Source organism: Plantibacter sp. MPB07, from assembly GCF_046619465.1.
In the GTDB taxonomy this organism is placed as follows: domain Bacteria; phylum Actinomycetota; class Actinomycetes; order Actinomycetales; family Microbacteriaceae; genus Plantibacter; species Plantibacter auratus.
The window spans coordinates 2,112,706-2,125,094 of record NZ_CP177043.1; the positions used below are offsets into that span (position 1 = coordinate 2,112,706).

At 69.7% G+C, this 12,389-nt stretch carries 10 protein-coding genes; 9 read left to right on the forward strand and 1 reads right to left on the reverse strand.

Annotated features, from left to right (window positions below; all coding sequences use genetic code 11):
- Nucleotides 1–45: 45 nt before the first annotated feature.
- From ACLIME_RS09705 to ACLIME_RS09725, 5 genes are all read left to right on the forward strand, one after another.
- Nucleotides 46–2,934 (forward strand): helix-turn-helix transcriptional regulator, encoded by a 2,889-nt coding sequence (locus ACLIME_RS09705; RefSeq protein ID WP_411556773.1) that lies wholly within the window; start codon nt 46–48, stop codon nt 2,932–2,934.
- Nucleotides 2,935–3,131: 197 nt separating this feature from the next.
- Complete coding sequence (locus ACLIME_RS09710) at nt 3,132–3,776, forward strand: SipW-dependent-type signal peptide-containing protein (protein WP_411556774.1); 645 nt, start codon at nt 3,132–3,134, stop codon at nt 3,774–3,776.
- 20 nt (nt 3,777–3,796) lie between these two features.
- Nucleotides 3,797–4,444 carry a SipW-dependent-type signal peptide-containing protein gene (locus ACLIME_RS09715; RefSeq protein ID WP_411556775.1) on the forward strand — a complete coding sequence of 216 codons (648 nt, stop codon included), beginning with the start codon at nt 3,797–3,799 and terminating at the stop codon, nt 4,442–4,444.
- Nucleotides 4,445–4,454: 10 nt separating this feature from the next.
- Nucleotides 4,455–5,768, forward strand: coding sequence for a signal peptidase I (locus ACLIME_RS09720; RefSeq protein ID WP_411556776.1), 1,314 nt, complete (start codon nt 4,455–4,457; stop codon nt 5,766–5,768).
- A complete protein-coding gene (locus tag ACLIME_RS09725) occupies nt 5,768–6,346 on the forward strand; it encodes a hypothetical protein (RefSeq protein WP_411556777.1) in 579 nt (192 codons plus the stop codon). Before ACLIME_RS09720 ends, ACLIME_RS09725 begins: the two co-directional genes overlap by 1 nt.
- Here the strand turns inward: ACLIME_RS09725 and ACLIME_RS09730 are convergent.
- Entirely contained in the window at nt 6,336–7,349 is a 1,014-nt protein-coding gene (locus tag ACLIME_RS09730) for a LacI family DNA-binding transcriptional regulator (protein ID WP_411556778.1), read from the reverse strand. The two genes, ACLIME_RS09725 and ACLIME_RS09730, sit on opposite strands and share 11 nt — an antisense overlap.
- 221 nt (nt 7,350–7,570) lie before the next feature.
- On the opposite strand from ACLIME_RS09730, the gene ACLIME_RS09735 reads away from it, so the two are divergent.
- From ACLIME_RS09735 to ACLIME_RS09750, 4 genes are all read left to right on the forward strand, one after another.
- Complete coding sequence (locus tag ACLIME_RS09735) at nt 7,571–8,512, forward strand: carbohydrate ABC transporter permease (RefSeq protein WP_079706839.1); 942 nt, start codon at nt 7,571–7,573, stop codon at nt 8,510–8,512.
- Nucleotides 8,505–9,434: a carbohydrate ABC transporter permease gene (locus tag ACLIME_RS09740; protein WP_411556779.1), complete on the forward strand. Its 930-nt coding sequence runs from the start codon at nt 8,505–8,507 to the stop codon at nt 9,432–9,434. The genes ACLIME_RS09735 and ACLIME_RS09740 overlap by 8 nt, the downstream gene beginning before the upstream one ends.
- A 164-nt stretch (nt 9,435–9,598) precedes the next feature.
- A complete protein-coding gene (locus ACLIME_RS09745; RefSeq protein WP_411556780.1) occupies nt 9,599–10,927 on the forward strand; it encodes an ABC transporter substrate-binding protein in 1,329 nt (442 codons plus the stop codon).
- A gap of 38 nt (nt 10,928–10,965) precedes the next feature.
- Nucleotides 10,966–12,294: an ABC transporter substrate-binding protein gene (locus ACLIME_RS09750; RefSeq protein WP_411556781.1), complete on the forward strand. Its 1,329-nt coding sequence runs from the start codon at nt 10,966–10,968 to the stop codon at nt 12,292–12,294.
- Nucleotides 12,295–12,389 lie beyond the last annotated feature (95 nt).

Below are 12,389 nucleotides of genomic sequence, written 5' to 3' on the forward strand. Positions count from 1 at the left end.
AGTGGAGCGAAAGCCACATCCGAGGTCGGCCGAGCAGGTCATCCCATGAACCCGGGTGCGCATCGGTTCAGTGGCGGCGCGCGGTCCGCCGCATCGCCCACCCGTCGCTCCGGCGAGTTCCGCCAATCCGCCACCCGCGCTCCCGCCCAACCGAGCGGTCGAGCGGCCGCGATCGCCCGGATGACGGCGCTCATCGCGAACCGGACCAGCACGCTCCTCGTCGGACCACACGGCTACGGCAAGACCTTCACCGCGGACGCGATCGGACGTCGGATGCACGAGGACGGACGCCCGGTCATCCACGTGTCGGGTGCGTCACGGGACGCCTCGCACACGCTGAGCGACTGGCGCACGGCGCCGAGCGGTGCCGTCTTCATCGTCGACGACGGGGCGAACCTCCATCCGGCGAGCCTCACCGACATCATCGAACTCTCGCGGTCGCGTGAGCAGGTCGCCCTGGTGACGCTGGAGCAGGAGCTCGCCGGACTGCAGGGGCGCGGCGACGATTCCGCCGACCGGCTCCTCGCCGTCTGGCGGACCGGGTCGCTCACGCGGATCGACCTCCCGGCGCTCGACGGGTTCGAAGCCTCGGCGATGGTGGACGAGGCCGCCGACGACGCGGTCCTCGACGACATGGCCAAGGCCGTCATCGTGCGACTGAGCAACGGCTCGCCACGGCTCGTGCATGAGCTCACGAAGGACGCCCTCGAGACGGGCGGGGAGTTCTACCTGCCGCGCAGCATCCTCTCGCTCGGGGTCGCAGGGGTCTCACCAAGGGTGCACGACCTCACGGAACCCCAGCTCTCCCGGCTCGAGGACGAGGGCCGGTACGCCCTGGTCATGTTGGCGAAGCTCGGTCCGGTCCCCTACTCGCGCGCGATCCGCCTGCTCGGCGAGCATCAGTTGCACGCGCTCCTCCGGCTCGGACTCGCGCGGAACGACGGCTCGGGCCAGGACCGCATCGTCGCCGACGAACTGCACGCGTGGTCGGCACTCGCGGAGTGGCGCCACAGCGGGCGACTGCACCGCCACGACCGCGTCCAGCGGACGCTCATCTCGGACCTGCGTGGCGGTGCCCGTCTCACGCCGAACGAGTCCTTCATCCTCGGCCGGTACTGGCTGACGGCCCCGCACACCGAGCTGGACGAGGGGTTCGAGTCCCTCACGATGGCCCGCACCTTCCTCGAGGCGGCGCACGTCGCGAACGTCTCCGGCCTCGCCGAGGACGGTCGTCTGCTCGCCGAACGCGCGTACACCTGGCGCCCGTCCGTGGCAGCGGCGCTCCAGTGGTCACGATCGCTCGCCATGCTGGGCGACGGTGACGGGGCTCAGCGGGTCCTCGAGGTCGATCCCGCGGCCGATTCCGACGAGGACATGCAGGCGGAGGTCTTGAGTTGGCGGGCGACCCTCGATCGCTGGTCCGAACGCACCTGCGCGCAGGAGCTGACGGAGCAGGAGGAGCACAGCCGCCTGCTGTCCCAGCGCATCCTGATGGTCGAGACCTGGCGCGACCAGGATCGGCAGGAGCCGACCGAAGGCGATGCCGTCTTCTGGAAGGTCCTGCGCGACACCGACGCCGCGCAATCCTCGCGACTCTATGCCGCCGCTGCGCTCGTGACCAGGCTCGGCCTCAGGCTGCCACCGTCCGAGCTGCGGGAGCTGCTCCAGCTGGGTGACGCCGTCTACCGGTCGGTGCCCTACAGTGCAGCGCGGCCGTTGTCGCACGCCCTGCGCGACGCGAGCGCCATGTACGTCCTGTCGGCCGGCACCATCCGCCTGCTCACCGGACTCTCCTGGGCCGGCTTCGCGCGCTACATCGACGAGTTCGTCGCTCGTGCCGAGCGCGGGACCGGGCGCCTGGCGACGACGGACCAGTGCATCGTCGGGATCCTCGGAGCCCAGTTGGCGTTCTTCGATGGCCGCCCGGACCGAACCGTGGCCGACCTCCGGGTCGTCGAACGGCTCCTCGACTCGACCGTTCCGCCCGAGGTGCACACGCAGACCGCGCTCCTCCTCGTCGGTGCTCTCGCTCAGACCGGCGAGCTTGAGGAGGCGACGGAACGGCGAGCTGCCGAGGACGAACGCCTCATCGCCGCCTCCACGGTCCTCTCCTATCTGGCCGACATCGCCGACTTCGGTCTGCTGATGGCAGGCGGTCGCGTCATGGACGCCCGGGATCACCTGCGTCGGCTCGCGCAGGACATCCGGAAGCCGCTGACCCAGCGGATCTACTCCGCGAGCCTGGCCGCCGCGGCCGGCGCCGACCTGTCCGAGACCCTGTCCTGGGTCGTGGACGCTCGATCGCAGGAGCTCACGCCCCTGCAGGCGTCGCTCATGCTGCTCCTCGAGGCCGGCGCCGCCGGCGACGCGAGCCGCGCCGAGGAGGCCGCCTGTTCGCTCGAGGAGGTCGGAGCGCGGCACCGGGCGATCGGTGCCCATCTGCTCGCAGAACGGCTCCACGAGACCCAGGGGCGACTGCAGCACGCCCGCCGTTGCGCGGAGCGGGCCGCCGAACTCGTGGGTCCCACGCCAGGCGCCGCTGCGGATGCGGAGGCCCGACGGACCTCGGTCGTGTCTCCGTCGCCCGTGTTCGCCACCTACCGGGCGGAGACGACCGATGAGACGGTGCCGGTCGAGCGCACCGTCCCCGTGGAGCCGCCCTCGACACACGCTCCGCTGGCCTACCTCTCCCGCGGGCAGACGGACACCGGCCAGGAGACCGCCGGGGCCGACTTGAGCGCGCTCACCCGGCGGGAGCTGGAGGTCGCCCTGCTCATCGCGCAAGGACTGAGCAACCAGGAGATCGCGACGCGGCTCTTCCTCAGTGTCCGCACCGTCGAGTCGCACGTGCTCCAAGCGCGGACGAAGCTGGGCGCAGGGAGACGGCGCGACCTCGGCCGCCTCGTCGCGCAGTCCTCTCAGCGTCAGGCCTGACCCCCGGATCGGGCGACGCAGCGCGGTTCAGCAGTTTTCTCGGTAGCGTCCGGCGATCCCAGTACCCCACTACTGGTTACAACCGTCAGCCTGCTGCCTATCGTCCTGAGGGTGTCGTGAGACGCGCGGAGGCCGTCTCCGCACGCCCGACACGTGCGGTGACGCGAGCCGTCACCGGCGGACTCCAGGGGGCTTCCATGACCATCGACACCAGCACCGAGGCCTCAGCGGCCACCGGCACCGACGCGCCCGTCCGCGGCCAGCGCAGCAAGCGGGCGAAGGCGATCCTCGCCGGCGGACTGGTGCTCGGCGTCGGTGCGGCCATCACGCTCGCTGCCTGGAACGACTCCGAGTTCGCGACCGGGATCTTCGCCGGTGGTGGCTTCGGCATCGAGGGCAGCACCGACGGCACCGCGTTCACGGAGCACCCGACCGAGGCTGCGGCCGCCCCGCTCACCTTCGCGGTGGAGGCCGACAACCTGGCACCCGAGGAGCCCGTCTACGCCGGGTTCGCCGTGCAGCTGACCGCCGCTTCGACGTATGCCGCGGCCGTCGACATCACCGCGACGAGCGCCGCCGCTATCGCCTCCTCGCTCAGCTACTCCGTCGTGGAGACCACCACCTTCGGCTGCGACGCCGCGAGCTTCGCCGCCGGCGACCCGCTCGTGACGGATGCCGCCACGACGTCGAGCACGGCCGCGGACATCTTCGCGCTCGGTGCCGTCACCACGCCGGTGTTCCTCTGCTTCGAGGTCACCCCGGCGGCGAGCCTCCCGCAGTCGTCGCCGAGCGGCACCGTCGTCTGGGAGTTCGCGGCCGAGTCCACCACCCCGCTGCCGTAACCCGCGGCGGGACGGCGATCATGGGACGGCACACCCCGGCGGCAGGCAGACACCACCGCACCGATGAACGACGGAGCACGTCGCGCTACACGAAGGCCAGGGCGGCCCTCGCGGCAGCGCTCGTGCTGGGCGTCGGGACCTCGCTCACCCTCGCGGCCTGGAGCGACGACGAGTTCGGGACGGCGACCTTCGCGGCGAGCACCTTCTCCGTGGAGTCGCAGACCTCGTCGTCGACCTGGGCGGCGCACGAGGCGGCGAACCCGGCCACGCTGGTGTTCAACGCCACCGCCATGTCGCCAGGACTCTCCCAGTTCGCCTACATCGACATCCGCACGACCACTGCGACGAACATCGGCGGGACGGCGGCGCTGTCGGCAGTCTCGGCGGCGACGGGCACCCTCCTGCCGCAGCTCGAGTACCGCGTGGTCACGACGGCGGCGGGCGCGGCGTGCAACGCCGCCGCGTTCACCTCGGCGACCGTCCCCGCGTACACCGCGTCGCTCTCGACGGGCACGGCTCCGCCGACCGCGACCGGCGCGCTCACCGCGGCGGGCAACTCCACCGTGCGCTTCTGCTTCGACGTGCGGGTGAAGGCCGGCACCGCCTCCAGCTTCCAGGGCGGGACAGCGTCGGCGACGTGGCAGATCACCAGCACCTCCAGTTCCTGATCGGAGCACCGTGACCCGACCCTCCACGGAAGCGATCGACGCCACCGAGCGGCAGCACCCCCGCCGCTCGGTGGCGTCGATCGTCGGCAGCACCCTGCTGAACCTCGCCGCCGTCGGCGGGGTGGTCTGCATCGTGCTCGTCATCCTCGCGACCTGCTTCAACATCACCCTCATCATGTTCAAGACCGGTTCCATGAGCCCGACGATCCCCACCGGCTCACTCGCGCTCGTCCGCGAGATCCCCGCGTCCGACATCACGGTCGGCGATGTGGTGACGGTGGATCGCGCTGGTCAGCTGCCGGTCACCCACCGCGTCACCTCGGTGACCGCCGGTGTCGACTCCGCAGGCCCACAGCGGACGATCACCATGCAGGGAGACGCGAACCTGTCGGAGGACCCCGAGCCATACACCGTCTCGACGGTCCGCATCGTGCTCGCCTCGGTGCCCGGGCTCGCGTACCTCGTCGTGTGGCTGTCCAACCCGTGGGTCCTGGCCGGACTGACGCTCAGCTGTTCGGCCCTCGTCATGTGGGCGTTCTGGCCGCGCTCCGAGCGTAAGCGCCCGCCAGGTGGCTCGGGAGGGACCGACGGAAACGGACGTACTGCTTCCCGACACCGATCCTCCACGGTCGGCGACGACGGAACCGGTCCACGACCGGCCCGCCACGCCGCGCTCCGCTGCTCACCGGTCTCCCTCCTCCTCGGAGCCGGCCTCGCGATCGGCGGCGCCGCTCCCGCGCACGCCGAGCCGATGGTCGACGTCATCACCGGTGAGGCGGTCGTCCTCACCTCGATCGGCGACCCGTCGGCCATGCGATCCCTCACTCCGGGTCGGTCGACGCCCTGGGAGGTGGGTGTCAGCACCAAGCCCGAAGCCACACCGGGGTCCATCGACGTGTCCATGGTCGGCTCCGGCTCGTCGGAGCTCGGGCTCGTCATGGTGGTCGACGCCTGCTCCGTCCGCTGGACCGCGGCCGGCTGCGTCGGCACCGTCACCCACCTGTTCGACGAGATGGCGGTGCCCGTCGACGGCGTCGAGCGCGCAGTGCTCTCGATGCGCAGCTCGGAGGCGTGGTGGCTGAGGTTCGACGTCCGGATGCCGTCCGGTACAGCGGCGGCGAACGCCTCGGTCGCCCTCACGGTCACCGCCGAGGGCATCGGCGACGACGTCTCGGTCTCGCCCGGCCCGATCACCACCCTCCCCCGCACCGGCGCGAGCATCGAATTCGCCGTGTGGGCGGCTGCGGGCGCGATCCTGATCGGTCTCGTCGGCGCGTGGTTCGGCGCGCTGCGTCAGCACTCGCGTTCGGCGAGGGGCGCTTGATGAAACCAGGTCGGTCGAGACACGTCGCGGCGGTCGTCCTCGCGACCGCTGTCGCGCTCGTCGCGGCTCCTGCTCCGCAACCGGTGGAGGCCGCATGGCAGGACGCCGAGTCGGGTGCCGCGACGTTCGCCGCACTGAGCATCCCCAAGCCCGTCTACCTCGCCGGAGCAAGCGGATGCTCCATCTCGACGACGTCGGTGCTCGGCGTCGGTCTGGTCATCAACTCCTACACCCTGACGTTCACCATGCCGGAGGGGTACGGCGCGGCGGACATCCAGGTCGGCGGCGGGAACACGTCGGCCACGATCGCGCTCGCTTCCGCGGCGGTCACACCGGCCGCGACCTCGCCGACCCCGAACCCGACGAGGCAGTACTCCGTCACATTCAACCGCGGTCTCCTCGACGGACTGCTCACCGGGCTACTCGGCGGAACCGGCTATCTCGGCGTCCGCGTAGCTCCATCGAGCCTGATCGTTCCGCCGCTCGCCCGAGACACGATCTGGACGTCACCGTGGGCCATCGTGCAGGTGGGGACGGGCCTCCTCGGGACGAACCCGACGTGCGCCGTCATCGGGTGAGTCGCGCCGGACCGGACGACTCTCTGACGATCAGCTCGAACCCGGCGCGCACCCGCCGCCCCGGCCCGACGTGCCCGGCCACGCGTTCGACCAGCATCGCGACCGCCTCGCGGGCGATGGCCTCCTTGTCGGGCGCGACCGTCGTCAGTGACCGCATCGCGTACCGGCCGTCCTCGATGTCGTCGAAGCCGACCACCGCCAGGTCGCGCGGGATGTCGACACCGCGATCCCACGCGGCACGCATCGCGCCCAGCGCCATGAGGTCGTTGAAGCAGAACACCCCGTCAGGCGGATCGCCGGCGTCGAGCATTCCACCCATGACCGCTGCACCACTCGCGCGATCGTATTCCCCTTCGGCCATATACCGGTTCGGGTCGAGTCCGGCCTCGCGCATTGCCCTCGTGAACCCGTCCACGCGCTGCTTCGCGGTGCCCGTGGAATGGGCCTGCCGACCGATGGCGCCGATGCGGGTGCATCCCCGTTCGATCAGGTGCCTGGTCGCCAGGTAGGCCGCCTCGGTCCCGTCGATGGCGACGTGGTCAGCACTTGCGCCGTAGTCGCGCTCGCCGAGCAGGACGATCGGCTGGGTCGCGGCGGCTGCTTCGACGTCGGCGGCCGTGAGGTTGAGCGCGTTGAGCAGCACGCCGTCGAACGTCGAGGACACCGCTCCCCCGGTGAGCACGGCGCGCTCGCGTTCCGGGTCGCCGTTCGTCTGGTCGACGACGAGGGTGAGCGAGCGCTTCGTGAGTTCGGGGATGAGGCAGCGGGCCAGGTCGGAGAAGTACGGAACGTCGAGCTCGGGGACGACGAGGGCGATGAGTCCGCTGCGGTTGTTCCGGAGTCCTCTCGCGTGCGGATTGGGCCGATAGCCGAGCTCGTCGATGACCGCCTGCACGCGCTTTCGGGTCTCGGCACCGACCCGTCCCGGCAGGTTCACGACGTCCGACACCGTGCGCTGGGAGACGCCGGCCGCCTGCGCGACATCCCGTGCGGTCACTGCCATCCGTGCCTCCCCGTCGGTCGCGCGCGCTCCACCGTGCGTCGGTACTGACGCAAGCGTACCGACTCCACGACCGTCGGATACCAACGGAAACCGATTTCCAAATCCGCCTTGTGCTACGTAGCACAAGCGGTTAGCGTGTCTCCCTGTCAGCACGGTCGCAGCGAGTCGAAGGAGATGCGCAGCATGTTCGAGAGCCCACCACCCATCACCCGAGCCGCCACATGAGCGCGCTCAACGAGCTGCGCGCGCTGCGGACGCCGAAGGGGGCGATCAAGCATCGCGACGCCTCCGAGTTCCGAGACAACCGCGCGGCGCTCCTCTTCCTCGGCCCCTGGATCATCGGCTTCCTCGTCATCACGCTCGGGCCGGTCCTCGTCTCGCTCTACCTGTCGTTCACCGACTACAACCTCCTCCAGAACCCGAACTTCACCGGGCTGGAGAATGCGCAGCGGATGGTCGAGGACCCCCGCCTGCACCAGTCCCTCGGGGTGACGATCACCTACGTCCTGGTCTCGGTGCCGTTGCAGCTCATGGTCGCCCTGGCGATCGCGGTCCTCCTGGATCGCGGCCTGCGCGGGCTCTCGTTCTACCGGTCGGTGCTGTACCTGCCGTCACTGCTCGGCGGCAGCGTCGCGATCGCCGTCCTCTGGCGCCTCGTCTTCGGTTCGAGCGGCCTCGTCAACGCCCTGCTCGCCGTCTTCGGTATCCAGGGCCCCGGTTGGATCTCGGAACCCGACACCGCGCTCTCGACGCTGATCATCCTGCACGTGTGGACGTTCGGCGCCCCGATGGTGATCTTCCTCGCCGGGCTCCGCCAGATCCCGCGGCAGTACTACGAGGCGGCGTCGACGGACGGTGCCGGCCGGTGGACGCAGTTCCGGTCGATCACGCTTCCGCTGCTCAGCCCGATCATCTTCTTCAACCTCGTGCTCGGCATCATCGGCGCGTTCCAGTCGTTCACGCAGGCCTACGTGGTGTCGAACGGATCGGGCGGGCCGTCCGACTCGACGCTGTTCATCACGCTCTACCTGTACCAGAAGGGCTTCGGCAGCTTCCAGATGGGGTACGCGTCGGCGATCGCGTGGCTCCTGCTCATCATCATCGCCGCCGCCACGGCCATCAACTTCTGGGCCTCGAAGTATTGGGTGTTCTACGATGACTGACCTCAAGACCCGCCCCTCGTCCGAGGACGGTCTCTCGCCCGATGCGGCAGCCCGTCGCGAGCGGGGCGACGCACAACGCGCGAAGCTCCTGCGCCGTCAGCGGATCTCGAGCATCGGCAAGCACGCGCTGCTGATCCTGCTCGGGCTGCTGATGCTGTACCCCGTGCTGTGGATGGTGGTGTCGTCGCTCCGCCCGAACGGGTACATCTTCGACAACCCGGGCCTCATGCTCGACACCTTCGAGGCGTCGAACTACACGAACGGCTGGAATGCTCTGGCGCAACCGTTCGGCAGCTACCTGGCGAACTCGGCGATCGTCGTCGTCGGCTCGATCATCGGCAACCTGCTCACCTGCTCACTCGCCGCGTACGGCTTCGCCCGGCTGCGGTTCCGGTTCAAGCGCTTCGCCTTCGCGGCGATGCTGCTCACGATGATGCTGCCGATCCACGTGCTGATCATCCCGCAGTACGTCATCTTCGCCCAGCTCGTCTGGATCAACACCTACCTGCCGCTCATCGTTCCGAAGTTCCTCGCGACGGACGCGTTCTTCATCTTCCTCATGGTGCAGTTCATCCGCGGCATCCCTCGCGAGCTCGACGAGGCGGCGCGCATCGACGGCGCCGGGCACCTGCGGATCTTCGTGCAGATCATGCTCCCGCTCATGACCCCGGCTCTCGCGACGACGGCGATCTTCACCTTCATCTGGACGTGGAACGACTTCTTCGGCCAGCTGATCTTCGTGACCGACCCCGACAAGTACACGTCGTCGGTCGCCCTCCGCTCGTTCGTCGACACCCAGTCGCAATCGGACTACGGCGCCCTCTTCGCCATGAGCGTCGTCACCCTGCTGCCGGTGTTCCTCGCCTTCCTGTTCGGTCAGCGGTTCCTCCTCCGAGGCATCGCGACCACCGGAGGCAAGTAGCCCCCGAGCTGCACTTGGTCCCTGAGCTTGTCGAAGGGCCCGGTCCCTGAGCCACAACCCGGTCCCTGAGCTTGTCGAAGGGCCCGGTCCCTGAGCCACAACCCGGTCCCTGAGCTTGTCGAAGGGCCATCCTCATCCCGTTCCATCCCTCCCGAAGGAGAACCATGCGACGCCACCCCCGCCCCCGGTCCCGCTTCCTCGGCTTCACGGCCGTCACCGCCGTCTCCGCACTCGCCCTCACCGGCTGTGCCGTGGGCGGCGGGAACGGCGACGCGTCCCTCAGCGACGAGGACGTCACCATCTCGTTCGCGTGGTGGGGAGCGAGTGCGCGCGATGAGCGCACGCGCGCTGCGATCGACCTGTTCGAGGAGCAGTACCCGAACATCACCGTGAAGCCGCAATCCACCGAGTGGGGTGGGTACTGGGACAAGCTCGCCACGACCGCCGCCGGCGGCAACGCACCCGACGTGATGCAGTTCGACCAGACGCACCTCTCCTCCTACGCGCAGCGCGGAGCGCTCGCCGACGTCGACGAGTACACCGACGTCCTCGACACTTCGGAGTTCCCGGCGCCGCTCCTCGATCAGGGCAGGGTCGACGGCAAGCTGCACGGCGTCCCGGCCGGCGTGGGGTCGACGGGCGTCCTGGTGAACACGAGCGTCCTCGCGCAGTACGGCGTCGATCTCCCCGATCCGACGACGTGGACCTGGGACGATCTCACGGCGACGGCACTCGCCGTGACGGAGGCATCCGGTGGCGCGGTGCACGGCATCACCCCCTTCGGCGGGGACATGCCGACGCTCACCCTGTGGGCCAGGCAGCACGGCAACGACGTCTACGACACCGAGGGCGAGCTCATCCTCGAGGAGTCGGTCCTCACCGACTACTGGGACTACGCGCTCGCGCAGATCCACAGCGGTGCCGCACCGACGGCATCGCAACTGGCTGAGCAGGCCGGTTCCGCGCTCGACCTCTCCGACATCGCGACGGGGAAGACCGCGTTCACCTTCGCACCGTCGGCCCTCGTCACCGCCTACCAGGCCGCCGCGCCCGACAGCGCCTTCGACCTCGTCCCCATCCCGGCGGATGCGGACGCGACGGACGGCTACATGTACGTCCGCCCGTCCATGTACTGGACGGTCTCGTCGCAGTCCGAGCACCCTGCTGAGGCGGCGCTGCTCATCGACTTCCTGACGTCGGAGCCGGCGGTCGCCAAGCTGTTCGGCACTGAGCGCGGCATGCCGGCCACACCCACCTTCCAGGAGGCGGTCGCGCCGGACCTCACGCCCGGCGATCAGATCGTCGCCGATGCGATCGAGTCCGCGACCGCACTGTCGGGCGACGCACCCGGCATCACGCCGGTCGGTGCCGAGGACGCGGAGTCCATGCTCGCCCGGTACAACCAGGACGTCCAGTTCGGCAGGAAGACCACGGCCGAGGCCGCGAAGGCCTACATCGACGAACTCCGTACGGCGATCACCGCCGCTTCCTGAGCCCCCTCCCAACCGATCCACCCATGCAAAGGAGCATCATGCAACGCCAACCACGATCCCGGTCCCGTCTCCTCGGCTTCGCAGCCGCAACCGCCATCTCGGCGCTCGCCCTCAGCGGCTGCGCCGTCGGCGGCGGGAACGGCGACGCCGCGCTCAGCGACGAGGACGTCACCATCACCTTCAACTGGTGGGGTGCCACGGCCCGCGACGAGCGCACCCGCGCGGCCATCGACCTCTTCGAGAAGAAGTACCCGAACATCACCGTGAAGGGTCAGTCCACCGAGTGGGGTGGCTACTGGGACAAGCTCGCCACCACGGTCGCCGGCGGAGACGCCCCCGACGTCATGCAGTTCGACCAGCTCTACCTCGCCTCGTACGCCCAGCGCGGTGCCCTCGCCGACCTCGGTGCTCTCGACGAGTTCCTCGACACCTCCGATCTCAGCGCCGAGGTGCTCGACCAGGGCAAGGTCAAGGACGAGCTCTACGGCGTGCCGATCGGTGTCGGCACCGTCGGTCTCATGGTCAACCGGTCCATCTTCGAGCAGTACGGGATCCAGCTGCCCGACGCGACGACGTGGACGTGGGACGAGCTCAACGAGGTCGCCCTGCAGGTGACCGAGGCCTCGGGCGGGGCCGTCCACGGGATGTCCCCCTTCGGCGGCGACATGCCGACCCTCACCCTGTGGGCCCGGCAGCACGGCAACGACATCTACGACAAGGACGGCAAGGTCATCCTGAAGCCCGAGGTCGTGGAGAGCTACTGGCAGTACGCGCTCGACCAGATCGAGAGCGGCGCGGCCCCGAGCGCCTCGCAGCTGGCCGAGGGCAACGGTGTGGCGATCGACCTCATGGACATGAGCACGGGCAAGGTCGCGATGACCTTCCAGCCGTCGTCGGTGCTCACCGCCTTTCAGGCCGCCGCTCCCGACCACCAGCTCGACCTGCTGCCGTTCCCGGCGAGCGAGGATTCGTCTGCAGGGTTCCAGTACCTGAAGCCGTCGATGTACTGGTCGGTCTCGTCGAAGTCCGAGCACCCCGCTGAGGCGGCGTTGCTGGTGGACTTCCTCACGACGGACACCGAGGTTGCCAAGCTGTTCGGCACCGAGCGCGGCATGCCCGCGAACCCGGACTTCCAGGAGGCGATCGACCCCGACCTGACGCCGACGGACCGCATCGTGGCCGGCGTGGTCGACGCCGCGCGCGAGGAGTCCGGCACCCCGCCGGCGATCACGCCCGTCGGTGGCGGCGACAGCGAGAAGATCCTCGGCCGCTACAACCAGGACGTCCAGTTCGGCAAGACGACGCCCAAGGAGGCCGCTGAAGCCTTCGTCGCCGAGCTGACGAAGGCCGTCGACGACGCCCGGTAGCAACTCCCCCGCCCTTCGACAGGCTCAGCCCCCTCGATCCCTGAGCTCGCTCCCGGTCCGCGAGCCCACCCCCGGTCCCTGATCCCCACCCCCGG

What these genes read in the sequence shown, in the direction of transcription:
- ACLIME_RS09740 (WP_411556779.1), top strand. Translation starts at nt 8,505, where the DNA reads ATGACTGACCTCAAGACCCGCCCCTCGTCCGAGGACGGTCTCTCGCCC.
- ACLIME_RS09735 (WP_079706839.1), top strand. Translation starts at nt 7,571, where the DNA reads ATGAGCGCGCTCAACGAGCTGCGCGCGCTGCGGACGCCGAAGGGGGCG.
- ACLIME_RS09725 (WP_411556777.1), top strand. Translation starts at nt 5,768, where the DNA reads ATGAAACCAGGTCGGTCGAGACACGTCGCGGCGGTCGTCCTCGCGACC.
- ACLIME_RS09705 (WP_411556773.1), top strand. Translation starts at nt 46, where the DNA reads ATGAACCCGGGTGCGCATCGGTTCAGTGGCGGCGCGCGGTCCGCCGCA.
- ACLIME_RS09730 (WP_411556778.1), bottom strand. Translation starts at nt 7,349, where the DNA reads ATGGCAGTGACCGCACGGGATGTCGCGCAGGCGGCCGGCGTCTCCCAG.
- ACLIME_RS09745 (WP_411556780.1), top strand. Translation starts at nt 9,599, where the DNA reads ATGCGACGCCACCCCCGCCCCCGGTCCCGCTTCCTCGGCTTCACGGCC.
- ACLIME_RS09750 (WP_411556781.1), top strand. Translation starts at nt 10,966, where the DNA reads ATGCAACGCCAACCACGATCCCGGTCCCGTCTCCTCGGCTTCGCAGCC.
- ACLIME_RS09715 (WP_411556775.1), top strand. Translation starts at nt 3,797, where the DNA reads ATGGGACGGCACACCCCGGCGGCAGGCAGACACCACCGCACCGATGAA.
- ACLIME_RS09710 (WP_411556774.1), top strand. Translation starts at nt 3,132, where the DNA reads ATGACCATCGACACCAGCACCGAGGCCTCAGCGGCCACCGGCACCGAC.